Origin of the sequence: Amycolatopsis sp. NPDC051716, from assembly GCF_040681595.1 — a bacterium.
Taxonomy (GTDB): domain Bacteria; phylum Actinomycetota; class Actinomycetes; order Mycobacteriales; family Pseudonocardiaceae; genus Amycolatopsis.
The window spans coordinates 212,725-238,117 of sequence record NZ_JBFAZA010000007.1; the positions used below are offsets into that span (position 1 = coordinate 212,725).

Annotated in this window: 22 protein-coding genes; 15 read left to right on the forward strand and 7 right to left on the reverse strand. The window is 72.3% G+C overall.

Annotation, left to right across the window (positions count from 1 at the left end):
- Positions 1–72: 72 nt before the first annotated feature.
- The 7 genes from AB0M30_RS11965 to AB0M30_RS11995 all read left to right on the forward strand — a co-directional run bounded on the left by AB0M30_RS11965 (position 73) and on the right by AB0M30_RS11995 (position 9,111).
- Positions 73–888: an endo alpha-1,4 polygalactosaminidase gene (locus tag AB0M30_RS11965; protein ID WP_364582997.1), complete on the forward strand. Its 816-nt coding sequence runs from the start codon at positions 73–75 to the stop codon at positions 886–888.
- A gap of 212 nt (positions 889–1,100) precedes the next feature.
- Positions 1,101–2,366 (forward strand): ABC transporter substrate-binding protein, encoded by a 1,266-nt coding sequence (locus tag AB0M30_RS11970; RefSeq protein ID WP_364583000.1) that lies wholly within the window; start codon positions 1,101–1,103, stop codon positions 2,364–2,366.
- Between the two features lie 162 nt (positions 2,367–2,528).
- Positions 2,529–3,350 carry a sugar ABC transporter permease gene (locus tag AB0M30_RS11975; protein WP_364583003.1) on the forward strand — a complete coding sequence of 274 codons (822 nt, stop codon included), beginning with the start codon at positions 2,529–2,531 and terminating at the stop codon, positions 3,348–3,350.
- Positions 3,347–4,246 (forward strand): carbohydrate ABC transporter permease, encoded by a 900-nt coding sequence (locus AB0M30_RS11980; RefSeq protein WP_364583005.1) that lies wholly within the window; start codon positions 3,347–3,349, stop codon positions 4,244–4,246. The genes AB0M30_RS11975 and AB0M30_RS11980 overlap by 4 nt, the downstream gene beginning before the upstream one ends.
- Before the next feature lie 34 nt (positions 4,247–4,280).
- Positions 4,281–5,588: an alpha-glucosidase/alpha-galactosidase gene (locus AB0M30_RS11985; RefSeq protein WP_364583008.1), complete on the forward strand. Its 1,308-nt coding sequence runs from the start codon at positions 4,281–4,283 to the stop codon at positions 5,586–5,588.
- Positions 5,589–5,929: 341 nt separating this feature from the next.
- The gene (locus AB0M30_RS11990) at positions 5,930–8,041 is read left to right on the forward strand and encodes a PQQ-dependent sugar dehydrogenase (RefSeq protein ID WP_364583011.1); all 2,112 of its coding nucleotides are present in this window, start codon (positions 5,930–5,932) and stop codon (positions 8,039–8,041) included.
- Positions 8,042–8,103: 62 nt separating this feature from the next.
- Entirely contained in the window at positions 8,104–9,111 is a 1,008-nt protein-coding gene (locus tag AB0M30_RS11995) for an SMP-30/gluconolactonase/LRE family protein (RefSeq protein ID WP_364583013.1), read from the forward strand.
- Here AB0M30_RS11995 and AB0M30_RS12000 read toward each other — a convergent pair.
- On the reverse strand, positions 9,086–9,562 hold the full coding sequence (locus AB0M30_RS12000; protein ID WP_364583016.1) for a transposase: 477 nt from the start codon (positions 9,560–9,562) through the stop codon (positions 9,086–9,088). The genes AB0M30_RS11995 and AB0M30_RS12000 overlap by 26 nt on opposite strands.
- Positions 9,563–9,748: 186 nt before the next feature.
- Here AB0M30_RS12000 and AB0M30_RS12005 point away from each other — a divergent pair, with 186 nt between their 5' ends.
- The 4 genes from AB0M30_RS12005 (at position 9,749) to AB0M30_RS12020 (ending at position 13,389) form a co-directional block, all read left to right on the forward strand.
- Positions 9,749–10,243 carry a SigE family RNA polymerase sigma factor gene (locus AB0M30_RS12005; protein WP_364583018.1) on the forward strand — a complete coding sequence of 165 codons (495 nt, stop codon included), beginning with the start codon at positions 9,749–9,751 and terminating at the stop codon, positions 10,241–10,243.
- On the forward strand, positions 10,243–11,112 hold the full coding sequence (locus tag AB0M30_RS12010; RefSeq protein WP_364583020.1) for a hypothetical protein: 870 nt from the start codon (positions 10,243–10,245) through the stop codon (positions 11,110–11,112). Before AB0M30_RS12005 ends, AB0M30_RS12010 begins: the two co-directional genes overlap by 1 nt.
- A 144-nt stretch (positions 11,113–11,256) precedes the next feature.
- Positions 11,257–12,093: a serine hydrolase gene (locus AB0M30_RS12015; protein ID WP_364583022.1), complete on the forward strand. Its 837-nt coding sequence runs from the start codon at positions 11,257–11,259 to the stop codon at positions 12,091–12,093.
- Between the two features lie 54 nt (positions 12,094–12,147).
- The gene (locus AB0M30_RS12020) at positions 12,148–13,389 is read left to right on the forward strand and encodes a PHB depolymerase family esterase (protein ID WP_364583024.1); all 1,242 of its coding nucleotides are present in this window, start codon (positions 12,148–12,150) and stop codon (positions 13,387–13,389) included.
- Between the two features lie 19 nt (positions 13,390–13,408).
- On the opposite strand, the gene AB0M30_RS12025 is transcribed toward AB0M30_RS12020, so the two are convergent.
- From AB0M30_RS12025 to AB0M30_RS12040, 4 genes are all read right to left on the reverse strand, one after another.
- Entirely contained in the window at positions 13,409–15,499 is a 2,091-nt protein-coding gene (locus AB0M30_RS12025) for a xanthine dehydrogenase family protein molybdopterin-binding subunit (protein ID WP_364583026.1), read from the reverse strand.
- Positions 15,496–16,491 carry a xanthine dehydrogenase family protein subunit M gene (locus AB0M30_RS12030; protein ID WP_364583028.1) on the reverse strand — a complete coding sequence of 332 codons (996 nt, stop codon included), beginning with the start codon at positions 16,489–16,491 and terminating at the stop codon, positions 15,496–15,498. Before AB0M30_RS12030 ends, AB0M30_RS12025 begins: the two co-directional genes overlap by 4 nt.
- Entirely contained in the window at positions 16,488–17,012 is a 525-nt protein-coding gene (locus AB0M30_RS12035) for a 2Fe-2S iron-sulfur cluster-binding protein (RefSeq protein ID WP_364583030.1), read from the reverse strand. Before AB0M30_RS12035 ends, AB0M30_RS12030 begins: the two co-directional genes overlap by 4 nt.
- A gap of 246 nt (positions 17,013–17,258) precedes the next feature.
- Complete coding sequence (locus AB0M30_RS12040) at positions 17,259–17,456, reverse strand: hypothetical protein (RefSeq protein WP_364583036.1); 198 nt, start codon at positions 17,454–17,456, stop codon at positions 17,259–17,261.
- A 113-nt stretch (positions 17,457–17,569) separates the two neighbouring features.
- Here AB0M30_RS12040 and AB0M30_RS12045 point away from each other — a divergent pair, with 113 nt between their 5' ends.
- Both AB0M30_RS12045 and AB0M30_RS12050 read left to right on the forward strand, forming a co-directional pair.
- Positions 17,570–17,986 (forward strand): nitroreductase family deazaflavin-dependent oxidoreductase, encoded by a 417-nt coding sequence (locus AB0M30_RS12045; protein ID WP_364583039.1) that lies wholly within the window; start codon positions 17,570–17,572, stop codon positions 17,984–17,986.
- 303 nt (positions 17,987–18,289) lie between these two features.
- A complete protein-coding gene (locus tag AB0M30_RS12050; protein WP_364583042.1) occupies positions 18,290–19,519 on the forward strand; it encodes an AI-2E family transporter in 1,230 nt (409 codons plus the stop codon).
- Between the two features lie 335 nt (positions 19,520–19,854).
- Here the strand turns inward: AB0M30_RS12050 and AB0M30_RS12055 are convergent, their stop codons facing one another.
- Both AB0M30_RS12055 and AB0M30_RS12060 read right to left on the reverse strand, forming a co-directional pair.
- On the reverse strand, positions 19,855–22,413 hold the full coding sequence (locus AB0M30_RS12055; protein ID WP_364583044.1) for a LuxR C-terminal-related transcriptional regulator: 2,559 nt from the start codon (positions 22,411–22,413) through the stop codon (positions 19,855–19,857).
- A 102-nt stretch (positions 22,414–22,515) separates the two neighbouring features.
- Positions 22,516–22,977, reverse strand: a complete 462-nt coding sequence (locus AB0M30_RS12060; protein ID WP_364583047.1) for a hypothetical protein — start codon at positions 22,975–22,977, stop codon at positions 22,516–22,518.
- Between the two features lie 201 nt (positions 22,978–23,178).
- On the opposite strand from AB0M30_RS12060, the gene AB0M30_RS12065 reads away from it, so the two are divergent.
- Both AB0M30_RS12065 and AB0M30_RS12070 read left to right on the forward strand, forming a co-directional pair.
- The gene (locus AB0M30_RS12065; RefSeq protein WP_364583050.1) at positions 23,179–23,685 is read left to right on the forward strand and encodes a DUF1269 domain-containing protein; all 507 of its coding nucleotides are present in this window, start codon (positions 23,179–23,181) and stop codon (positions 23,683–23,685) included.
- Between the two features lie 336 nt (positions 23,686–24,021).
- Complete coding sequence (locus tag AB0M30_RS12070; protein ID WP_364583053.1) at positions 24,022–25,386, forward strand: DUF2252 domain-containing protein; 1,365 nt, start codon at positions 24,022–24,024, stop codon at positions 25,384–25,386.
- Positions 25,387–25,393 lie beyond the last annotated feature (7 nt).

Consider the following 25,393-nt stretch of genomic DNA (forward strand, 5'->3'; position numbering starts at 1 on the left):
GCGTTTCGTTGACCGCGGTGATCGGGCTGCCTACCTTTCGCCGACAACAGCCCCGACGATGATGGAGTCCGGATGAAGCGCTCTCTCCCCGTCCACGGCAAGCGGTTGGCTTCGTTCACGGCGGCGGGCGCACTGGCCGCCGGCGTGCTCGCCGCGGCCGCCACACCCGCCTCGGCCGCCGTCACCCTGCCCCCGCAGGCCGCCGGCTTCGACTACCAGATCGGCGGCGCCTACACCCCGCCGTCGGGGGTGCAGATCGTCAGCCGCGACGTCTCGGCGGCCGCGGCGAGCGGCAAGTACAACATCTGCTACCTCAACGCTTTCCAGGCCCAGGAAGGCCAGGACGGCGACTGGCCGAGCGACCTGCTGCTCCGCGATTCGAACGGCAACAAGGTCGTCGACCCGGACTGGAAGGAAACCCTGCTCGACCTGCGCACCGCCGACAAGCGCAGCCGGGTGGCGGCCAAGGTCGGCAGCTGGATCGACACGTGCGCCTCGAAGGGCTACCAGGCGATCGAGCCGGACAACTACGACAGCTACAGCCGGTCGAAGAACCTGCTCACCACCACGCACGCGCAGGAGTACATCAAGCTCCTGTCCGCCCGCGCGCACGGCAAGAACCTCGCCATCGCGCAGAAGAACACGCCGGAACTGGCCAGCAACCGGGTCGCCAACGGCCTCGACTTCGCCGTCACCGAAGAATGCGGGGAATACGAGGAGTGCGCCGACTACGCCGGCCCGTTCAACAACCGGGTGGTCGACGTCGAGTACACCGCTTCGGGCATGAGCAAGGCCTGCCCGGAGTGGAAGAGCAAGATCAGCATCGTCCGGCGTGACCTCTACGTGGTGCCCCAGGGATCGAGCGGATACGTCCGCAAGACCTGCTGACCCGCGCCTTGACACGTTCGAAGACGCTCGCTTTACTGCTGTCCACGCCGGAACGAAAACCCGACGTCAGAGGTATGCCCAGCCGGTATGTCGGTTCTCCCGCGAGCCCGGACTGAGTCGCCAGGACCCGCACGCGGTCCGAGGCGGGGTCGTGCCCACCATCATCCGGAGTCCTCGATGATGTCATTCCCGTTCCCCGGCAAGACCCGCTGATGGACCGCCGCGGATTCCTGCGCGGCGCCGGTGGTCTGGCCCTCGGTGCCGCCCTCGCCGGCTGCGGCCCGGCGCGGGCCACCGGGGGCCCGGTCACCGTCGAGATCTGGCACGGCCAGACCGACACCGGCAAGAAGGTGCTCGACACGCTCGTCGCGGACTTCCACCGGACCCACCCCGGGATCCGGATCGACCTCGGCGGCGGGGTCCTCGCCGACGCGATGCTCCAGAAGATCACCGCGGCGCTCGCCTCGGGGTCGTTCCCGGACATCGCCTACGTCTTCGGTTCGGACCTCGCCAGCGTGGCCCGCAGCCCCAGCGTCGTCGACGTCACCGACCTCGTCGACGCGGGCCCCGGCTTCTGGGCCCCGGCCCGGGAAGCGGTCACCGTCAACGGCCGCGTCCGCGCGGTCCCGGCGCTGCTCGACTCGCTGGCCGTGGTGTGCAACAAGGAGTTGTTCGCCAACGCGGGAATCCCGTTGCCCGCCGCGGGCTGGACGTGGGCCGACTTCGTCGCCACCGCGCGGAAACTCACCGACCCGGGCAGCGGCACCTTCGGCACCGCGTGGCCCGCCACCGGCGACGAAGACACCGTGTGGCGGCTGTGGCCGATGATCTGGGACCTCGGTGGCGACGTCATCGGCGCGGGCGGGCGCGGCATCGGGTTCGCCGATCAGGGTGCCCGCGTCCTCGAAGTCCTCCGCGACCTCGCCGCGGCGCACGCGGTCTACCTCGACCCGAAGACCGGCAGCGAGCAGATGTACCAGGCGTTCCAAGGCGGCCACATCGGGATGGTGGCGACCGGCCCGTGGCAGCTGCCCGACATCGCCGACGCCGGGATCGACTACGCGGTCGTGCCGCTGCCCAGCTTCAGCCGCCGTCCGGTCACCATTTCCGGCCCGGACACCTGGACGCTGTTCGACAACGGCGAAGAACGGGTGGCGGCGGCGCGCACCTTCCTGTCCTGGCTGGCGGACCCGGCGCAGGACGTCCGCTGGGACGACGGCGCGGGCAGCCTCCCGCTGAGCCGCCGGACGCAGCAACTGCCCGCGTGGCAGGACAAGACCGCCGAGACCCCGGGGCTGCCGGTGTTCGTCGACGCGCTGGAGAACGCCCGCGTCCGGCCCGTGCACCCGGCCTACCCCCAGGTGTCGGCGGCGCTCGGCACCGCGATCGTCGCCGTCCTGCTCGGCCGGGCGACCCCGGCCGACGCCATGCGCGACTGCGCCGCGGCCGCGAACGCCGCCCTGATCATTCCGCGATAGGGAGCCGCCATGCCCGGACTGCCGAGGCCCATTACCGTGCCGAGCCGAGGCTCCGCCTCGGGCCGGGGGCTCCGCCACCCGGAACCCCCGAAAAGCTCAGTCACCCCGAGCCGACGCCGGCGACGCGAAACCGCGACCGCGTGGGCCTACGTCTCCCCCGCCGTGCTCATCATCCTCGGCCTCGGCGTGGTGCCCGTGCTCTGGTCGCTGGTGCTGTCCTTCCAGGTCGACGACCTGGTGACGCCGAGCCGCTGGGCCGGCCTCGACAACTACGCCGCGCTCGCCCAGGACCCGCACTTCGCCCAGGCCGTGGCGAACACCGTGCTGTACACGGTGCTCTACGTGCCGCTCAGCATCCTGTTCGGGTTCCTGCTGGCGCAGGCGCTGAACCGGCGCATCCGCCTGGTCGGCGTCTACCGGACGCTCGTGTTCGTCCCGTTCGTGCTGTCGGCGACGGCCCAGGGCGTGCTGTTCTCCTTCATCCTCGACCCGCAGTTCGGCGCGGCCAACTCGCTGCTGCACCACCTCGGCGTCTCACCGCAAGGGTTTCTGACCGACCCGGGCCAGGCGTTGCTGGTGCTGGTCGGGATCACGCTGTGGAGCGGCACCGGCTTCTGCGTCGTGGTGTACCTGGCCGCGCTGCAGGACGTCCCGCCGTCGCTGGTCGAAGCCGCGCGGCTGGACGGCGCCGGGACGTGGCGGGTGCTCCGGCACGTGACGCTGCCCGCGGTCACCCCGGTGACGGCGTTCCTCGTGCTGTGGCAGCTGATCACGTCGCTGCAGGTGTTCGACCTGGTCTACGTGACGACCAAGGGCGGCCCGCTCGGCTCGACCACGGTCATCGTCTACTTCGTCTGGGAGCAGGCGTTCAAGAACTTCACCGCCGGCTACGGCGCGGCGTCGGCCTACGTGCTGGCGCTGGCCCTGCTGGTCGTCGTGATCGCCGTCCGCCTGCTGCGCCGGCCCGGGAAGGCGCTCCGATGAGAATACAGCCGGTACAGCCGACAAGGGCCGCCCGCCTCGAGGTGCCCGCGACCCGCGCCGTGCTGCCCGTGCTGCGCCGGCCCCGGCTGCCCTTCAGCCCGTGGCACCTGCTGCTCGTGCCGCTGGCGCTGCTGTTCGCGGCGCCGCTGGTGTGGCTGCTGCTCAGCTCGGTGATGAGCAACGCCGAGATCAACCGGTTCCCACCCGCGCTCTGGCCGTCCCATGTGGACTTCGCCGGGTACCGCTATGTCCTCGAGAACGCGCTGTTCCTGCGCTGGTTCGCGAACTCGCTGATCGTCTCGGCGGTGACCGTCGTGTCGAACCTGCTGTTCGGCACGCTCGGCGGGTACGCGTTCGCGCGGATGCGGTTCACCGGCTCGCGGGCGCTGCTCGCGCTGATGGTCGCGACGATGGCGATCCCGTTCCAGCTCACCATGATCCCGACGTTCCTGGTCATGAAGAAGCTCGGCCTGATCGACAGCCTGGGCGCGCTCATCGTGCCGTCGCTGGTGACGCCGTTCGCGGTGTTCCTGCTGCGCCAGTTCTTCCTTTCGCTGCCGAGGGAACTCGAAGAGGCGGCCTGGATCGACGGCTGCTCGCGACTGCGCGTGCTGTTCACCATCGTGGTGCCGCTGTCGCGGCCCGCGCTGAGCACGGTGGCCGTGCTGACGTTCCTCAGCACGTGGAACGACCTCACCTGGCCACTGATCGCGGTCAACCACGACACGACCTACACGCTGCAGCTGGGGCTCACCACGTTCCAGGGCCAGCACCACACGAACTGGGCCGCGGTGATGGCGGGCAACGTCATCACCGTGCTGCCCGTGCTGCTGGCCTTCCTCGGCGCGCAGAAGACGTTCATCCAGTCGGTCACCTCCAGCGGACTCAAGGGCTGAGGCGTCCACACCGCACAACCGGATCGGAATTTCCATGCCTGTCAAGATCACCTTCGTCGGCGCGGGCAGCGTCGTGTTCACCCAGGGCCTGCTCGCCGACCTGTTCGCCTACCCGGAACTGGACGGGGTGCACGTCGCCCTGCACGACATCGACCCGGAGCGGCTGGCCACCGCGCTGGCCGCGGCCCGGCGGATCGCCGAAGTGCGAGGCGTCAAGCCGGTGCTCACCGCGCACGCGGACCGCCGGGAAGCGTTGTCGGGCGCGGACTTCGTCGTGAACATCGTCCAGATCGGAATGGGTGAGGCGACGCGCACCGACTTCGAAGTCCCGGCGCGCTACGGCCTGCGCCAGACCATCGGGGACACCCTCGGCATCGGCGGGATCTTCCGCGCGCTGCGGACGTTCCCCTTCCTGAAAGCCCTCGGGGAAGACATCGCCGACGTCTGCCCGGAGGCGTGGCTGCTGAACTACACGAACCCGATGGCGATGAACGTCCAGTACCTGAGCGAGGCCACCGGGCTGACCCGGGTCGTCGGGCTGTGCCACTCGGTGTACTGGACGGTGCACGGGCTCGCCGAGCTCGTCGGTGTGCCGTTCGACGAGGTCACCTACGTCGCGGCCGGCGTCAACCACCAGGCGTGGGTGCTGCGGTTCGAGCACGCGGGCGCCGACCTCTACCCGCGGCTGCGGGAGCTGGCCGCGTCCGACGGACAGCTGCGGCGGCGCGTCCGGTTCGACATGCTGCGGCGGCTCGGCTACTACCCGACGGAGACGAGCGAGCACTCGGCCGAGTACGTGCCGTGGTACCTCAAGCACGACAGCGAGATCGAGCGCCTGCGGTTGCCGATCGGGGACTACCTCGGCATCGTCGCGGAGAACGAAGCCGAGTACGAACGGACCCGCCGGGCGATCGCGGCCGACGAGCCGCTGCCCGTCGAAGGCACCGGCGAATACGCGCCGCAGATCGTCCACAGTGTCTTGACCGGCACCCCGCGGACCGTCTACGGCAACGTCGTCAACCGGGGCCTGATCGAGAACCTGCCGTCCGGCGGCGTGGTCGAGGTGCCGTGCCTGGCCGACGGAACCGGCGTCCGGCCGACGCGGATCGGCGCGCTGCCGCCGCAGCTCGCCGCCCTCAACCGGACGTACCTGAGCGTCAACGACCTGGTCGTGCGCGCGGCCGTCGAGGACGACCCACGCCACATCCGCCACGCGGCGATGACCGACCCGGCCACGGCGGCGGCGCTGCCGGTCGAGCGGATCTTCGAGCTGTGCGACGACCTTGTCCGCGCCCACGGCGACCGGCTCCAGCCCGCCCTCCGAGCGGTCCTCGGCCGCTGACCCGCGGCTTCCGGGGAACCGGCGGCGGACGGGGAAGCGCCGGGCCACCGAGCTTCCACGTCCGCCGCGGCCCGGCTGCTACCCCGCTCGGCGCAACTTCGCCGGCGGGTGCGGAAAAGCGCCCAGGAGCTGACCCGCAAGTCGCCCCAAGCCCCTGATTCGGTGCCGGCACTCGTGCGGCCGTGAAACTTTCCCGAGCCGCCCCACCATCGGCGCAGGTGGTTGGATACCCGCTCACCGGTCTTGTCGACGGACAACGGTTTACGCTACGGTGATCTGGGAGCGCTCCCAGCCCGCGGGCTCAATGCCTGCTGCCTCGCATTCCGTGAGAGAGGAACACCATGCGAGATACCGTGGGAAGGAAGCGCGCGGTCCCCCGCCCGGGTCTCCGAGGGCTGTGCGCAGTGGTGCTGGCCGGCCTGGGTGTCGTGCTTCCGGCACCGGCCGCCTCGGCCGCCACCGTGGACACCTCCGCCGCGTACGTGCTGGTCAACCGCAACAGCGGCAAGGCGCTGGAAATCTCCGGAGGCGCCACCTCCGAGGGGGCCAGGATCACCCAGGGCACCCGTGACGACCGCGCTTCGCAGCAGTGGCAGTTCGTCGGCTCCGGCGGCGGTCAGTACCGCATCAAGTCCAAGCACAGCGCCATGGTCCTGGGTTTTCCCTCCACCGCCGACCGCGCCGGGCTCGTGCAGAGCACCGACACCGGCCGCGCCGGGCAGCAGTTCCGGCTGGCCGACTCCGCCGGCGGCGACGTGCGCCTGCTCAACCGGGCCAGCGGCAAGGCCGTGGACGTGCTGGGTTCCTCGACCGCCGACGGCGCGCGGGTCGTCCAGCTGCCCGACTCCGGCGGCGCCAGCCAGCGGTGGCAGCTGATCAAGCTGAACGCCGACACGACGCCGCCGACCGCGCCGGCCGACCCCCGCACCGCGAACCTGACGTGCACCGCCGTGACGTTCTCGTGGTCGGCGTCGTCCGATGACGTCGGGGTCGCCTTCTACGACGTCTACCACGACGGGCAGCTGATGACCTCGGTGCCGGGCACGGCGCTGTCGGCCGACCTGACCGTCGTGCCCGGGGCGACCTGGGGCCTGTACGTCAACGCCCGCGACGCCGCGGGCAACGTTTCCCAGGCCAGTCCCACGGTTCCGGTCACCGTGCCGCAGTGCCAGGCCGACACCGAGCCACCCACCACCCCCACCGGCGTGACGGCGACCGCGTCGGGCACCACGGTCACCGTGCACTGGACGCCCGCGACCGACAACGTCGGCGTCACGGGCTACGAGGTGCTCCGCGACGGAACCGTGGCCGGCTCCGCAAGTGGCGCGGCCACGACCTCGTTCACCGACAGCGGCCTGGCCGCGAACACCCGCTACCAGTACCAGGTGCGGGCACGTGACGCCCAGGCCAACCGCTCGGCCCCGAGCACGGCGGTTGCGGTCACCACCGGTGCCTCCTGCGCGACGGCGCTGTGCTCGGTCACCAGGGTCACCACCGAAACCGACCTGCCATGGGGGCTGACCACCCTGCCCGACGGACAGGTGCTCTACAGCCGCCGCGACACCTTCGAGATCATCCGCCTCGACCCCGCCACCGGCACGAAGACCGTCGTCGGCCGGATGCCGGACGTGGCGGGAACCGACGGCGAGGGCGGAGTCCTGGGCCTCGCCGTGGCCACCGACTTCGCGAGCGACCCGTGGCTCTACGTCATGCACACCAGCTCGACCGACAACCGGGTGGTGCGCATCCGCTACACCGGCGGCGTGCTCAGCGGCAGCCCGCAGATCCTGCTCACCGGCATCCCGCGCAACAAGTACCACAACGGCGGCCGGCTGCGCTTCGGGCCCGACGGCAAGCTCTACATCTCGACCGGTGACGGCCAGAACGGCGACTGGGCGCAAGACCTCACCATCCTGGCCGGCAAGGTCCTGCGCATCAACCGCGACGGCACCGTTCCCTCGGACAACCCGTTCGGCACGCCGGTGTGGAGCTACGGCCACCGCAACCCGCAGGGCCTGGCCTTCGACTCGCAGGGGCGGCTCTGGGAGCAGGAGTTCGGCAACTCCGTGATGGACGAGACCAACCTGATCGTCCGCGGCGGCAACTACGGCTGGCCCCGCTGCGAGGGCACCACGGGCAGCTGCGGCGAAGCCGGTTTCATCGCGCCCAAGCACACCTACCCGGTGGCCGAGGGTTCGTGCAGCGGCATCGCCGTGGTCCGCACCGGCCTCTACATCGCCTGCGAGCGCGGCACGCGGCTGTACCGGGCCGAAATCTCCGGTGACAGCCTGACCGACGTCCAGTCGTACCTCAACGGCACGTACGGGCGGCTGCGCACCGTGGAGCCGTCCGCCGACGGCGGCTTGTGGCTGACCACCAGCAACTACGGCGACAAGGACAGCATCCCCAACAACAGCAACGAAAGCATCCTCAAGGTCGAGCTCGGCCGGTGAACCCCCGGCCGCGGGCCGGGACCACCGGCCCGCGGCCGTCCCCTCACGGAAGGAGAGCCGGCATGGCTCACCGCAGCACACCCATGCACCGTCGCCTGTGGACGGTGCCGGCGGCGGCGATCGTCATCGCGGGCGCGGTGGCACCCGCGGCGTCCGGCACCACCACGGCAGCCCCGTGCACCCCGGGGGCGACCTACGGTCCGCCGTTGCCGGGCCAGGCGGTGGCGGCCCAGCTCGTCCGGGGCGGGTTCGCCTTCCTCGAAGGGCCCACCTGGGACCGGCGGACGGGCACCCTGCTGCTGTCGAACATGCAGAACCCCACCGGCCCCCAGGGCGTGCAGCCGTCGGCGATGCTCCGGTACACGCCGCCGGCCACCTTCGAGACGTTCATCGCCGCCTCCGGCAGCAACGGGCTGGCGATCAGCGCGGACGGGACGCGGGTGCTCGCCGCCACCCACGACAACCGCACGGTCTCGGCCTACAGCCTGGCCGACCGCAGCCGCACGACGGTGGCGGCCGGCTACCTCGGCCGCGCGTTCAACTCGCCGAACGACCTGACCACCGGCCAGGACGGCACCACCTACTTCACCGACCCGAACTACCAGCGCGGCAACCGCGCCGACGAGCAAGGCGGCCGCACCAGCGTCTTCCGCGTCCGCGACGGCGTGGTCAGCCTCGTCGACGACACGCTGCCGCAGCCGAACGGCATCGTCCTGTCCCCCGACGGCAAGACGCTCTACGTGGGGGCCACCGGCGCCAACGCGATCATGAAGTACACCGTCTTCCCCGACGGCACCACGGGCAACCGCACGACGTTCGCGAGCATGCGCACCCCCGACGGCGCGACCATCGACTGCGCGGGCAACCTGTACTGGGCCTCCTACGACGAAGGGCTCGTCCACGTCTTCGCCCCATCGGGCGCCCAGCTCGGCACGATTTCCGCCGGTCGCAACACCACGAACGCGGCATTCGGCGGCTCGGACGGGCGGACGCTGTACCTCACGTCCGGCGTCACCGGCAGCTTCGGCCTGTACCAGACGCACCTCAACGTGCCCGGCAACCCGTACTGACCGAGCCGGCGCGGGTTCGGCCGCAGATCGCCTTGGAGGAGCAGCAGGCCTTGTCGCCGCGGCCCGGCCCCTTGCGCTGCCCGTGGATGCCGGCTCGTCGTTCGGTGCGGATGCGCCGGCGGGGAGCCGGGCTTGCGGCGGTCGACCGGGCTGGGCCCGGTGTGCTCCCCCCTTTGAGGGCACTCAGGTGGGTGGAGTCGACCAGCGCGGCGGACAGGTCCGGCAGCCCGGTGGCCCCCATTTCGGCGAGCATGCGTTCGTGCAACTGCTGCCGGACACCGGCCTCGTGCCATTCGGTCAGCCGCCGCCAGCAGGCAGCCCCGGAGGCCCCGAACAGCGGTGGGCGGGCGATTCGAGCGGTGCCGGTACGGATCAGGCACAGGATGGCTTCCGGTGCGGCGTGGTCGTCGGCACGCTTACGGCCGGGATAGCGGAAACGCCGCGGGCGCATCGGAAGCCGCCGCGGGCACGGCCGGGTGCGGGTTTCGACCGCACCGGGCCCGGCCGTGTTCTGCCCTGCCCGGCCCGCGGATTCCTCATCAGGTGAGCGGCGGATCGGGCGGCTTCGCGCCGCCCGCCTCCGGAACATGTCGCCCGCAACTGCAACAGATCGCGCGCCGGGGGCATCTTAAGGGGTGTGCACTTCGAAGAGTTCGCACGAGAACAACTGCCCAGCCTGCTGCGCTTCGCCGCCGTCCTGACCGGTGACCGGGAACTGGCTCAGGACGTGGTGCAGGACGCGCTCGTGCGCGCGCACAAAAGCTGGCGGCGGATAGCGACGGCCGATCGGCCCGAGCTGTACATGCGGAAGGTGGTCGTCAACGGCTATCTCTCGTGGCACCGCCAGTGGTACCAGCGGTCCGTGCACCCCACCTCGGACGTGGCCCGGTTCCGGGAGCCGGCCGCGCCCGATCCGGCGCGGCGGATCGCCGATGCCGACCAGCTCACCGGGATGCTCGCCCGGCTGAGCCGCGCGCAACGGGCGTCGATCGTGTTGCGGTTCTACGAGGACCGCGACGACGACGAAATCGCGGCGGTGCTCGGCTGCGCGACCGGAACGGTGCGCAGCCACATCTCGCGCGGACTGAACTCGCTGCGCATCCAGCTCACCGAAGGCAAGGAGACCGTCTGATGACCGACCTCGACGAGTTGCGCCGCGCGCTGCGCGCTCGGGAAACCCTGGCGCCCGATCCCGGTGCCGTGCTGACCGTCGCGGCCCGCCGGATCCGGCGGCGCCGGACGGTGAGCGTCGCCGCGGTGGCCCTCACCGTGGCCGCCGCCGGTGCCGGCACCTTCGCCTTGCTCGACCGGGGTGCCCCGGCGGTGTCACCGGTCACGCCCGCGAGCGCACTGTCCGCCGTGCCGGCCGGTGCCAAGGTGCCCCCGGCCGCGCCGCCGGTGAGCCTGCAGGACGGTTCCTGGGAGCTGGCCATGTGGGCCGTCCAGCCGCACTTCGCCAGCCTGCACTACGGGCAGGACCACAAGTACGCGTTCGAGGTCGAAGTCCGGGAAAGCGCCGCCCCCAAGGGCGCCCTGCCCGCGAAGCCTTCGACCGCCGGCCAGCTCACCCAGCCGCAGTCGGTCATGTGGCAGGACGGACCGGGTCGCTGGATCTGGGCGAGGACCACGAAACCGGTGACGGCCGGGGAAATGCTCGCCCTGGTGGGGAAGATCGGGACCACGCCGCCGTCGATCGCGTCGCCGCTGAAGTCGGTGCGCGTCCCCGACGGGCAGAAGGTCGTCACGTTCACCAGCGAGCCGCTGGCCAACACCCTCGTCCTCTGCCCCGAAGCCGACGCGGTGAAGGCCCCGCTCGACAGCCGGTGTTTCTCCATGTTCGTTTCACCGAGCAGCCGCGCCGCGGACACCGTTTCGCCCGGCGACCCGCTCCCCGTGCACCAGCACCGGACGCTCGGGGCCTACACCATCGAAATCGACAGCTCGCCGGCCGGCAAGCAGGCCGCCCAGGAACTGCTGAATTCGGTGCAGCTGAACCACTGATCGGTTTTCACCGGTAATCATCGGAACAGTTCCGGAACCCGCACGGGAAGCAGTGCACGACAAAGGGGCGCCGCCGCGCCCCTTTGCCGTCTCACCATCCCGCATTCGTGAGCATTGGCGAATCGCCCTGCCGAAAGAGTTTCGATGCGTACTTCCGTGATCATCGTCCTGCTGGGTGTCATCGTCGGTGCGGGCACCGCGGCGTTCTTCCTCGACCCCGCGAAGGTGACCGCCACGCCGGAAAGACCGGCCACGGCGCCGTCGCCGGACTTCCCCGCGCGGTCGTTGATCGCGCCTTCGGCCGCACCGAGCCCGAAGGACGTCAAGGTGGCGGTCGACGTCCGGGGCGAATGGTCCTGGGCGTTGCGCGAACTCGGCTCGGGTGTCGTGGTCGGCGACGGGACCTTGCGCAACACGACCGAATCCATGGTCAAGATCTGGCTCGCGGCGGACTTCCTCGCCTCGCACGCGTCACCGCTCGCGGCCGACGACGAGGGCCGGCTGACCCGGATGATCCGGAACAGTGACGATCGTGCCGCCCAGGCGCTGTACCTGCGGCTCGGCGGGGACGAGTCGATCCGGCGGATGATCCGGACGTGCGACTTGCACGAGACGCGGATCCACCCGGATTGGTGGTCCAAGACCACGATGTCCGCGAGCGACGCGACGCTGCTGGGCCGGTGCGTGGCGCGCGGCCCGGGGGTGAGCGAACCGTGGCGGGCCAAGGTGCTGGAGCTCATGCGGTCGGTCGATCCGCGCGACGCGTTCGGCATCGCGGAGGCGCCGGCCCTCGCGGGCGAGCGGGTAGCCGTCAAGAACGGCTGGACGCGGCACGGCACCTGGTGGGCGGTGAACTGCCTGGCGATCTGGGACCACTGGGTGCTCGCGGTCATGGTGCACTACCCCGACCAGGGCAGCGAACACCGCTACGGGGCCGATGTCTGCATGAACGTCGCCCAGCAACTGTTCGGCTCGTGGTGAGCCGGCCGGTGCGAGGCATGGACAACGCGCCGGCCACCCTCGAAAATGGTTCACATGGACAAGGTCTTCAGCCGCCGGACCGCGCTGGTCACCGGCGCGGGCCTCAGCGCCGGCCTCGCGTTCCCGGGCGTAGCCCGGGCGGCCGGCGACGGCAGCGTGGGTTTCACCCTCGACGCCGAGACCCTCGACGGCGGGGAACAGATCACCTCGGTCACCCTCGGCACCGCCCGGATCGGGCCGATCGACCCCGCGAGCCTGACCACGGGCACGTTCCGCGTGCACGCCAAGGCCACCAGCCCGATCGACACCGGCGGCCAGGACGCCGGCTACGACCTCGACCGGCCCGTGACGGCCGCCCGGCTGGACCGCCGCGGCGACATCGTGCTCGAACTCGCCCACGGGGAAGGCGAGCCCGGGGCCGGCACCCTCGGCTACCTCGACAGCAAGAGCCGCAACGTCCGGCTCGACCTCGTCTACACCATCACGCAGACCGCCCCCGTCCGTTCGCGGCACGGCCGCCCGGTCACCTTCACCCGGTTCACGCAAGGCCGGCTGGCCAACCCCGAGGTCGACGCCTTCGGTTACCACACCTCCCGCTCCGGGATGAAGTACCGGCTGTACTCCCCCGCGGCGCCGCGCGGCCGGCGGCCCTTGATCGTCTGGCTCCACGGCGGCGGTGAAGGCGCTTCCCTGCCCGACCACTACTACGACAACGAAACCACGTTGCGCGCCAACCGCGGCGCTCTCGGGTTCGCCACCCCGGAAGCGCAAGCGATCTTCGGCGGCGCCTACGTGGTCGCTCCGCAGAGCACGTCCGCCTGGATGGACGACGGCCCCCGCTTCGCCCCGCTCATCCACGAAATCATCCGGGAGGTCCAGCGCACGCGACCGGTCGACACCGGCCGTGTCTACGTCGCGGGCTGCAGCAATGGCGGCTACCTGACCCTGAAGATGACGACGACCTACCCCGAAACGTTCGCCGCGTCGGTCCCGATCTGCGGCGTCGTCAGGGCCAGGAAAGAGGGCGATCCCCCGCTGGTGCCCGACGCCGAACTGGCCGCGATCAGCACCCCCACCTGGCTCGTCGCCTCCCGCGACGACGACACGGTGGACCCGGTGGCCAACACCGTCCACGCGCACGAACTCATCCACCGCTCCGAACTGACGCTCTACGACGAAGTCGTCTGGAACGGCCACCGGTTCCCCGGCCACTGGTCGTGGATCTACGTGGCCCGCAACGACCCGAGCACCCGCGGCACCCACCTCTGGCAGTGGATGGCGCGGAAACGCCGCTGAACCCGAACCGGGTGCGCGGTCAGGGCAGCGCGTCCAGCAGGGCGTCGAGGGTGATCGGCAGCTTCCGCACCCGCACGCCCGTCGCGTGGTACACCGCGTTCGCGACCGCCGCCGCGGTGCCGACGATGCCGATTTCACCGACGCCCTTGGTGCCCATGGGGTTCACGTGCGGGTCGTGCTCGTCGAGCCAGTCCGCGCGCAGGTCGCCCACGTCGGCGTTGGTGGCGATGTGGTACTCGCCCAGGTCGTGGTTGACCACGTGCCCGGTGCGGGGATCCATGACGCTGCCTTCGAACAACGCCATCGACAGCCCCATCGTCATCCCGCCGAGGAACTGGGAGCGCGCGGTCACCGGATTGACGATCCGGCCGGCCGCGAACGCGCCGTACAGCCGCGAAACGCGGATCTCGCCGGTGTCCGCGTCGACCCGCACCTCGGCGAACTGCGCGCCGAAGGCGTACATCGAGTACTGCTCCTCGGCCGGGTTCTCCGGCGTGTCCGCGCTCGCTTCGGCGCCCTCGGCCGGGTCGGTGCCGAACTTGTCCCGGAACGCCCGCGCGGCCGCGACCACCGCCGATCCCCACGACGCGGTGCCGGACGAGCCACCGGCGACCGTGGCGTTCGGGTAGGCCGTGTCGCCGATCCGGGCCTCGACGTCCGGCGCGGGCACGCCGAGCGCGTCGGCCGCGATCTGCGGCAGGATCGTCCACGCGCCCGTCCCGAGGTCGGCGGCGCCGATCTCCACGACGTACCGGCCGTCTTCGAACCGGATCAGCGCCGTGGAGCCGGGCGACCGCTTCGCCGGGTACACCGACGCGGCGACGCCGGTCCCGGTCAGCCACCGGCCGTCCCGGCGGACGCCGGGACGCGGATCGCGGCCCGCCCAGCCGAAGCGTTCGGCCCCGGTGCGCAGGCAGGCGACCAGGTTCCGGCTGGAGAAGGGGCGCCCGTTCTCCGGGTCGCGGTCGGGCTCGTTGCGCACCCGCAGGTCGATCGGGTCGATGCCGAGCGCCACGGCGAGCTCGTCCATCGCGACCTCCGGGCCGAACATCCCCGGGCACTCCCCCGGCGCCCGCATCCAGGACGGCACCGGCACGTCCAGCGCGGCGAGCCGGTGGCTGGTGGCCCGGTCCGGCACCGCGTACATCATCCGCGCGGGCACCGCGGTCTGCTCGGCGAACTCCTTGATCCGCGAGGTCTGCTCGACGACGTCGACCCGCAGCGCGCGCAGGCGCCCGTCGCGGTCCGCGCCGAGCCGGACGTGCTGGATCGTCGGCGTCCGGTACCCGGCCAGTGCGAACATCTGCTGCCGGGTCAGCGCCAGCTTGACCGCGCGGCCCGGCACCGCGCGGGCGGCCAGTGCGGCGAGCACGACGTTCGCGTGCGGCCTGCCCTTCGACCCGAAGCCGCCGCCGACGTAGGGGCAGCGGACCCGGACCTTCTCCGGGGCCAGCCCGAACACCTCGGCGACGGTGGACCGGACGGAGTGCACGCCTTGCGTGGAGTCCCAGAGGGTGAGCACCCCGTTGTCCCACAACGCGGTGGTCGCGTGCGGCTCCAGCGGGTTGTTGTGCTGCATCGCCGTCGTGTACGTCTCCTCGACGGTCACCTCCGCGCGGGCGAGTCCGGCGTCGGCGTCGCCTTGGGCGGTGTCGGTCGGGAAGTCCGGGTTGACCGAGTCCGGCGCGTACAGGTCGTCGCGATCGGCGCCGAGCTCGACGTCGTGCGGCTCGGCGTCGTACTCGACCGTCACCAGCTCCGCGGCGTGGCGGGCGGTCTCCGGGGTCTCGGCCAGCACCAGCGCGACGACGTGGCCGCGGAACGGGACGTCGTGGTCCTGCAGCACGGCTAGCTCGGCGTCGTCGGTGCTCGCGAGCCGCTCGGCGGTGAACGGCGTGATCACCTTCACGACGCCGTCGACGCTTTCGGCGGCCACGGTGGCGATCCGGCCGCAGCGGCCGCGGCCGATGGTGGCCTGCACCGGGTGGCAGTACAGCGGCCGGTCGGCCGGCGCCTCGAAGGCGTACGGCGCGGTCCCGGTGACCTTGGCCGGGCCGTCACGGCGGGTGGTCGCGGTTCCGATGGCGTGGGGTTCGAGCAGCTCGGTCATCGGCTCGGCTCCTCGGTCGTCAGGTCGCGCAGGACCGCGACCAGGGTGCGGCGGGCGAGCGGGATCTTGAAGGCGTTCCCGCCGTCGACGCCCTCGAGCGCGCGGGCGCCGGCCAGCTCGGCGTCCGCGGCGGCGCGGAACACGTCATCGCCCGGCCGGGCGCCACGCAGCACGGCTTCGGCTTCGGTGGCCCGCCACGGTTTGTGGGCCACTCCGCCGAACGCGACGCGGATGTCGGCGATCCGGCCCTCCACTGTGGACACCGCGGCGGCGACCGAAACGAGCGCGAACGCGAACGACGCCCGGTCCCGGACCTTGCGGTAGGCCGACCACGGCACAGCGGGCAGCGTGAAGCCGGTGATCAGCTCGCCGTGCGCGAGGACGGTGTCGCGTTCGGGGGTGTCGCCGGGCAGCCGGTGCAGGTCCCCGAAAGCGATTTCCCGCTCACCACCGGCCCCGGTGACGTGCACCCGGGCGTCCAGGATCGCCAAGGCGACCGCCATGTCCGACGGGTGGGTGGCCACGCAGGCGTCGGACGCGCCGAGGATCGCGTGCTGGCGCGTGGCCCCGCCGAGGGCCGAGCACCCCGAACCGGGAGCGCGCTTGTTGCACGGCGTCGTCACGTCCTGGAAGTACAGGCACCGGGTGCGCTGCAACGGGTTCCCGCCCGTGGTGGCCATGTTGCGCAGCTGGGCCGACGCGCCGGACAGCAGAGCTTCGGCCAGCACCGGGTAGCGTTCGCGGACCACGGGGTGGTTCGCCAGGTCGCTGTTGCGGACGCCGGCCCCGAAGAACAGGCCACCGGCGTCCTCGCGGATCTCCGCCGAAGTCACGCCGGTGACGTCGACGACCCGGTCCGGCCGGGCCACCCCCAGCTTCAGGTGGTCGACGAGGTTCGTGCCGCCGCCGAGGAACACCGCATCCGGCTCCCCGGCCACGGCCCGCACCGCCTCGGCCACGGTGGCGGGCTTGGCGAAGGCGAAGGTCTTCATCGCGACTCCCGGACGGCGGCGACGATCCCGGCGTAGGCCCCGCAGCGGCACAGGTTGCCGCTCATCCGTTCGGCGATCTCCTCGTCGGACCACCGTGGGGCAGCACCGACCGGCGAAGTGACGTGGCTCGGCGCACCTTCGGCGAACTCGGCCAGCAGCCCGGCCGCCGAGCAGATCTGCCCCGGCGTGCAGTACCCGCACTGGAAGGCGTCGTGGTCGAGGAAGGCCTGCTGGATCGGGTGCAGATCACCGTCGGCGGCCAGGCCGGCGGCCGTGGTGACCTCCGCGCCGTCGCAGGTCACCGCCAGGGTCAGGCAGGCCAGCACGCGACGGCCGCCGAGCAGCACCGTGCACGCGCCGCACTGACCGTGGTCACAGCCCTTCTTCGGGCTCGTCTCGCCCAGCTGGTCGCGGAGCAGGTCGAGCAGGGTGCGCCGCGGGTCCACCGCCTGCCGGTGCTCGGTGCCGTCGATCCGCACCCCGATGGTGTGGTCCGGGTCAGCGTCTTCGGTCGTCGCCATGGGCCCGCCGCCTCTCCGTGTGATCGTTCGGCGTACCCGCTCGGAAGGGTCCGAAACGAACATCCGGCCACCTGGGAGGCCACGTCGACAGGCAATCTCACCTTCCGCCGTTTGGCGGACCCCCGGACCGGCTATCCGGCGGATGCCCCTCCAGGTGAAGTTCCGGGGGAGTCGGCGTCCCCGCCGGTCAAGCAGCTGGCCGGCGGGGACGACCGCCTCACGAGCCGGACCCGGGCGGCCACCGCGTCACCACGGCGAGACCCCGGTCGCGTCGAGGAAGGTGCCGGTGGGATCCGCCGCGGTGAACCGGGCGGCCCGGACGATCGGCGCGGCGCCGGCCTCGGCGGGCTGGGCAAGGCCGAGGCGCAGCTGCGGGCCGATCTGGACCCCGCCGAAGAACAGCAGCTGCGGACGCTGCTGGAGCGCGTCGCCCGGACCGCTCACCGAGACGGCAACGACCCCGGCGACTGCCGGCTCCAGGACTGAGGCGACCGGCTACCCGGCAAGGCGCGAACTCGCGAAGTAACGTCATCGATCACCGACCGAAGGATGGAACCATGTCCGCTCCCGACTGGAACGCCCAGACGATCGCCGAGTTCCGCGCCAACCACGGCCGCGTCGGCGGCCAGTTCGAAGGCGCCCCGCTGCTCCTGCTGCACACGACCGGCGCACGCAGCGGCGCGAGCCGGGTCAACCCGATGATGTACCTGCCCGACGGCGACCGGTACCTGGTCTTCGCGTCGAAGGCGGGCGCCGACCGGAACCCCGACTGGTACCACAACCTCCTGGCCCACCCCGACGCCCGGATCGAGGTCGGTGACGAGGTCCTCGACGTCCACGCCACCGAACTGACCGGGGCCGAGCGGGACGAGAAGTACGCCCGGCAGGCCGAGCTGTACCCGGGCTTCGCCGAATACGAGCGGAAGACCCAGCGGGTCATCCCCGTCGTCGCCCTCACGCCGGCGGCCAAGTGAGCTCGACGCCGTCCTCGGCCCGCTAGAGCACGGACCACCAGTCCTCCAACCGGATCGGGTACGCCACCACCAGGGACTTCCGCACGTTCAGCGAGCCGGAGCCCGTGATTCGACCCGGGACATTCGGTGATCGACTCGCGCACTCACCGCACCAGGTCCGCTCCCAGTCGTCGCGGCCGTACATCCGCTTCCGGCTCGGCACCGGGTCGTCCCGGTCTCGATCTCCCCCGCGCCGGGTGACGGCCGGGGCGCGGTGAACGGGCACCGTGGGCTCCGCCGCCGTCCATCTCCGGAGGGATCCGCATGGTGCGAGCATCGTTCACCGATTTCCCGGCCCACCGGCTCCGCAAGCCCCGGCGGCGCCGGACCACGGCCGGTGACCGGCGGGCGCCCCGCTCCGCCCGGCACCCCTTCCGGGGACTCGCCGACCGGTTCGGCGGCGGCGCGCACCCGCCGCCGGTCCCGTGGCCACCCGAAAGGGACCTCGGGGCCGGTGGCACTTCCCTGCCCCGGGCGCTCGTGGTGCTGCTGGGCGCCGCCGCCGCGGTGGTCGTGCTGGCCGGCATCCAGGCCGTCGCCTGGCTCGCCGGCCCGGTCTTCCTCGCCCTCGTGGTCGTCATCACCCTCGACCCGGTGCGGACGTGGCTGCGGGACAAGGGACTGCCGCGCTGGCTGACCGTCGCCGTGCTGGTCGTCACCGTCTACGCGATCCTGCTCGGCTTCTTCCTGGTCGTCGTGGTGTCCGTCGCGCAGCTGTCGGCCCTGCTCCCCGGCTACACCGGGCGGGTCGACGAGCTCCTGCACGAAGGGCTGACCGTGCTCGGCCGGTTCGGTGTCGGCGAGCCGGAGCTGCGCACCATGCTGTCGTCCCTCGACACCGGGAAACTCGTCGGCCTGGCCGGTTCCCTGCTCGCCGGGGTCGGCGGTCTGCTGACGAACCTGGCCTTCTTGTTCGCCCTCCTGCTGTTCCTGAGCGCCGAGACGGCGTGGGCGGGTCAGCGCCTTGGCCGCATCGCGCGCGAGCGGCCGTGGATTTCCGCGTCGTTGCGCGGTTTCGTCACCGGAACCCGCCGGTACCTGCTCGTGACAACGGTGTTCGGCGGCCTCGTGGCGGCGCTCGACACGACCGCGCTGGCCCTGCTTTCCGTCCCGGGTGCGGTGCTGTGGGGGCTGCTCGCCTTCGTCACCAACTACATCCCCAACGTGGGCTTCGTGATCGGGGTGGCCCCACCGGCCCTCATCGCCCTCCTCGACGGCGGCTGGCGCAGCCTGATCCTGGTGCTCATCGTGTACGCCGGGTTGAACTTCGTGGTGCAGTCACTGATCCAGCCCCGGTTCGTCGCCGGCTCGGTCGGTCTGTCCACTTTGGTCACGGTGCTGGCGCTGGTGTTCTGGACCTGGCTGCTGGGCCCGCTCGGCGCGGTCCTGGCCGTGCCGGCCACGCTGCTCGCCAAGGCCCTGCTGGTGGACGTCGACCCGCGGGCCCGCTGGGCGGACGCCCTGCTGTCGGCACCTCGCCGCGACGACGAGTGAGGCGTCAGGTCGAGCCAACGACCGCTGGCACGGCAGCCGCTACGGCACCACCTGTTCACGGTCGGCCAGAACGCTGGGCCGATGCGCTGCCCTCGGCACCCCGCCGCAATAAGGGGTGAGAGGCGTCGGGTCAGATCGTGCTGTCGAGCGACCACAACAGCGGAACGCCGGTTGTTCACACCGAGCTTGCCGCAGATGACCATGCACCAACGCCCTGCTGTCGGCAGCCCAGCGCCACAAGAGTAGGAAGCATCAGATCAGGTCGTGCATGCCCGCAGACAGCCCGCACCGCCACGCTGCTCTCCGCACCCCGCCACGACAAGGAACAAGAAACCTCAAGTCAACCCGTGCTGCCGAGCGACCACGACAGCGGAACGCCGGTTGTTCACACCGAGCTTCCCGTAAATAGCCCGCACGTGAGTCTTCACGGTATTGACCGAAACCGTCAGATCGGACGCGATCTCGTCCAACGACCGCTGCGACGGCAGCCGCTGCAGGACCACCTGCTCGCGGTCGGTCAGGTCGCTCGGCGGCGCGTGCGTGACCAGCCGGCCGCGGACCGCCTGGGCGAACCTGTCCAGTGAACCGAACCCGCCGGAGTGGTCGATCAGCAGGTGGCCTACCCGGGGTTCGGCCAAGGCGAACGGCCGCACCAGTCCGTTAGGGCGGGCGAGGGCGAGTGCGCGGTCGAGGGCGTGCAGGGCCTTGGTCCGCCGGTGCGAACGCAGGGCGAGCGCTGTCTCGGCCAGAGATCGGTCGACCGGGGTGGCCGGGAGCACCGAGGTCGCCGAGGCCGTGTCCCGCAGGACCGCTTCGGCCGCTTCGGTTTCGTCGGCGGCGAGGTGGGCGCGGACCCGCAGGACCGCCAGCTCGCCGCTGCCGGGCAGCCGCTCGTGCACCCAAGCGAGCACTTCGGCCGCGTGCAGTCCTTCGCCGAGGGTGAGCGCCGCGTGGTACTCGGCGACCGCGCACACCGCTACGACCTCGCGGGGCAGCTCGAGGTCGGCGAGGCGGTGGCGGGCCGCCCGCATGACCTGGGAGCTCGCCACCCGGTCACCGTCGTCGAAACGCACCATGCCTTCGAAGAACTCGCGCAGCGGCCGCAGCAGGGGCACGCCCCCGGGCACTTCCGCCGTCGCCGCCTGGGCCAGTTCGCGGGCCGCGGCCACCGGCTCGGCGCGCATCAGGTCGTCGTAGGCCAGCAACAGGTGGCACTCCGCCACTCCCGGGGACCGGCGCCAGCCGTGCCGGCGCGCGATGGCGAGCGCACCGGTGCAGGCGCGGCGCATCGCCGGGTGATCGCCGCCCACCGCCGTGGCGACGGCGACCGCGAGCCTGCTGTGAAGCACCAAGTGGTCGAGCCGCTCGCCCTGGGCCAGCCGCATGGCTTCCTGCGCCTGGGTCACGGCGTGCCGGCGCGCGCCCCGGTGCACCGAGCGCCACGCGCGATCGAGATGCGCCCACGCCACGGTTTCCGGGCGGCGGGCCACCGGCGGATCCGCCTCCGGCGGGCGCTTTCCCGTCACCGAGGCCAAATGGCGGACGGCGAGCGGCCACAAGTCGTCGTCCGCCGCCTCTTCGCCGAGGTCGGCACGCGCTTCGGCGAGCCGGCCGCGCTGGATGTTCTCCAGTGCCGACGCCAGCCGCAGCTGCGGGCTCACGGCGACCGTCCCGGCGCCCAGGTGGGTCAGCGCGACCCGCACCGGATCGCCGTCGCCGGCCAGCACCTGGCGCACGGCCTGATCCCGGGCCAGCGCCAGGACCCGCTGCCGGTCGCGGCCCGCCACGGCGTGCCGGAGGGCCTCCCCGAAGCGGCCTTCGCCGGCGTACCACCGCGCGGCGATCCCGTGCAGCCGCGGCACCCGCGCCGGGTCCCGCCGCGCCAGCTCGGCGCGCAGGAAGACGCGCAGCAACGGCGGCAGCCGGTAGGTCTCGGCCGGGGTCCGCGTGACGAGCCCCATTTCGCGCTCGAGTTCGTCCAGCCGGGCCCCGGCATCCGGCCGGCCCGACAGCCGGACCGCGAGCGCCGGGCCGGCCGCGTCGCAGACGCTGAGGCAAAGCAGGAGATCCGACGTCGCCGCGGGCAGGCGCGAAAGCACTTCGTCGGCGAGGAACCGGGCGACGGCCCGGCTGTCACCGGTGACGGAAGCGACGAGCGCGTCCGCGTTCTCCGCCTTCCGCACCGAAACCGCGGCCCAGCCGAGGGCGGCGGCCCAGCCCGCGGTGCGTTCGGTGAGCTCGCGAACGCGGTCGTCGACCACGGTGGCCCCGGTGGCCCGCAACAGGTTGGCGGTTTCCTTCGCGGTGAACCGGAGTTCGGCGGCCTCCACCCGGGACAGGGCGCCTTCGACGTGCAGGCGGGCCAGCCGCAGCCGCGGCTCGACGCGGGTCGCCAGCACCAGCCGCAGCCCGGATGGCAGGTGCCGGGCGAGGGTCGCGAGCGCCTCCAGCGGCTCCGGGTGCGAGAGCTCCTGAAGGTCGTCCAGGACCAGCCGTACCGGGTGGTCCAGACCGGCGACCGCGTCGTCGAGGTCGGCCAGGAACGCGCCCCGCCGCCCGGGCCGTGGCGGGCCGAGCCGGTGCAGGACACCGCCCGCGGGCACGGCGGGACACCGGCGCAACGCGCCGAGGATCGCCGCCCACAGCCGGGACTCGTCGTTGTCGTCGGAGTCCAAAGAAACCCAGGCGACCGCGCGGCCGTCGCCGGCCCAGCCGGCCAGCGCCGTGGTCTTGCCGGCGCCGGCCGGCGCCCGGACCACCGTGACGGGCCGGGTGGTGGCGCGGTCGAGCAGCACCCCCAGCCGCGCACGGGGAACGAAGATCCCCGGCAGCCGCGGGACCGCGACCTTGCCGCCGGGAACCGGCCGGAACGGGCTCGTCACTGGATCGGGCACGTCAACCTCTCGGCTGTCGGGAGACTTCGCCCCGGTTCCGCGGTCGACGCCGGGCGGAGGCCACGACTGTACTGATCACCGACGGGCGACCCGGATGCCGGGTCACCAGATTTCGTAGGTGGATTGGTCACCGTGCACGATGACGGCCCAGATCACGAGGACGTCGAGGGCGATCACGATGGTGCCCCAGAACGGGTACGCGGACAGGAAAGCCAGCTGCGCGAGCGCGTTGAACCCGGCCAGCGCGACCGTCACGACCCGCGCCCACGTAGAGCCGGTGGTCAAGGCGATCCCGGTCACCACCACGAGGATGCCGACGATCAGGTGGAGCCAGCCCCAGCCGGCCAGGGAGAAGACGAGCAGTCCGGACGGGCCGACGACGTAGTAGTCGCGGTCGAACAACGCGACCACGCCTTCCACCACGTTGAACAGTCCGACCAGGACGGTGATCGCCGAAGCGAACCAGATCCAGCCGACCCGCCGGGACCGCGCGACGGCCCGCTCCGGCGGGAGGGGTGCCCGGGCGCCGGTCGTTCCGGTCCGGGGCTGCATGGGTTCGGTCATGATCACTCTTCCTCGTTCGTCGGCGAGTTGCGGACCCGGGCGATCATGGTCGGTCGCCGGTCCGCCGGGCCTCGCCCGCCCCAGGTGAGATCACGCGGTCCGGGCGCGGTGCGCGCGGCTCACACGGCGTGGGCGATGCCGTGCCCCGGCGCCGGAGGAGACAGTGCGGCAGACCACCGAACCCGGACCGAGGAGGACGTCATGTCCACGTTGACCGTGTGGCGGTTCCCGACCGTCGAAGGTGCCGAAAACGCACTGGATCTGCTACGGCAGCTACAGAAGCAGCAGCTGATTTCGATCACCGATGCGGCTTGCGTGAGCTGGCCCGAGGGACGGAAGAAGCCGAAGACGAAGGACCTCGGTTCGCTGACCGGTGCCGGCGCGCTGGGCGGTGGCTTCTGGGGCCTGCTGTTCGGCCTGATCTTTCTCGTCCCGCTGCTGGGCATGGCCGTCGGCGCGGCGATCGGGGCGCTGACCGGGTCGCTGAGTCACGTCGGGATCGACGAGGAGTTCATCGACACCGTCCGGACCCAGGTCACCCCCGGCACGTCCGCCTTGTTCGTGCTGTCGCAGGACACCGTGCTGGACCGGGTCGTCGAGCCGTTCAAGGAAACCGGTGCCTTGCTGCTGAGCACCAACCTGTCCGGCGAAGAGGAAGCCCGGCTGCGCGACGCCTTCGGCGAAACGCCGCAACGGGCGGCGCGGTAGGCCTCCCGGGACCGCCGTCGCGGGAGGACCGCGGCGGCGCCCCCGAGCGTCGCCGCGGCCCCGCAGGAGGTTCCGCCCGCCCGGCGACGCTCCCCCGAGAGCGCCGCGGGGCGGCCCGACGGGATGGCGAAGCGAGGCGCCGAGCGCCGCCGGGGAGATCCCCTCGGCACTCCGGCCCGGCGCCGGCGGGCGCTCGTCGTCCACTTCGTCATCACCGCACCTCCACGGCTCACCTTGCGGTCCGCGCCACTTCCGGTCGTCACCCGTGGTGGATGACTCCCCGCTTCACCCCCGGCGGGCGACGCCGCGGCCGGTTCCGCGGCCGACGATCCGTCCATGACTCTCACCGACAAGCAGACGGCGGCACCCGATGCGCGGATCGTCCGAGGCCGCGCCGCGCGCGCCGCGGTGCCGGCGGCCGCCCACGCCGAGTTCCCCGGCCACCTCCGGCGCGCGGATCCCTTCACGCTGCTGCGCCGCCAGGACCGCGATCGGGTGCCGGAACTGGTGCCGCTCCGCTACGGCCGGATGGCCGCCTCGCCGCTGGCCTTCTTCCGCGGCGCCGCCCTCCCCGCGGCGGCCGACCTCGCCCTGACCCCGCGGACCGGGTTCGGAGTCCAGGCGTGCGGCGACGCCCAGCTGGCGAACTTCGGCTTGGTGACCGCGCAGGGCCGGCGGCTGGTCTTCGACTTCACCGACTTCGACGAGACGCTGCCCGCGCCCTGGGAATGGGACGTCAAACGGCTGGCCGCGAGCTTCGAGGTCACCGGCCGGGAAAACGAGCACCCGGCGGGCCAGCGGCGGCGCACGGTGCTCGCCGCGGTCGAGGCGTACCGGCTGGCGATGCACGACTTCGCGCGCCGCACGCCGCTCGACATCTACTTCGCCCCGGCCGACGCCCGGACGCTGCGGGTGGTCGCGTCCCACCGGCTGGGGCCGGCGAAGCGCCGCGTCCCGGGAGTGCGCCGGTACACCGAAATCCGGGACGGGCGGCTGCGGCTGGCCGCGCGGCCGCCCTCGGTCGTCCCGGCGGGCTGCCTCGCCGGGGACGGCGACCCCGCGACGCTGACCGACCGCCTCGGCGCCGTGTTCGCGCGGTACCGGCGCACGCTCGGCCCGGCGCGGCGGGCGTTGCTGGACCGCTACCGGCTCGCCGACGTCGCCCGCGCCGTGACCGGGCCGGGTGGCGCGGGCACCCGCTGCTGGGTGGTCCTGCTCGTCCGGACCGGCACCGGGGATCCGCTCTTCCTGCAGCTCAAGGAAGCCCGGCCCTCGGTGTTGCAGGAGTACACCGGCACCGCGGTGCCGGGCGGCCCCGGCCGGCGGGTGGTCACCGGGCAACGGCTGATCCAGGCCACCGGCGACGTCTTCCTGGGCTGGGCCCGCGCCGCGGAGTTCGACGGCCGCATCGACGAGTTCCACGTCCGCCGGCTGCGCGACGACCACGACGACGGCGACGTCACCACGATGACCCCGGACGTGCTGAGGGCCCACGCCCGGCTCTGCGGGTGGACCCTGGCCCGGGCGCACGCGCGCACCGGGGACCCGCTCGCGATCGCCGCGTACCTCGGCTCGGGGCCGGCTTTCGCCGAAGCCGTCCGGGAGTTCTCGGTGGCCTGCGCCGACCAGAACGAACGCGACCACGCTGCCCTGCGGCAAGCGATCCGGGCGGGCCGCGTCACCGCGGTGTCCAGGTCGTGACGGGTCG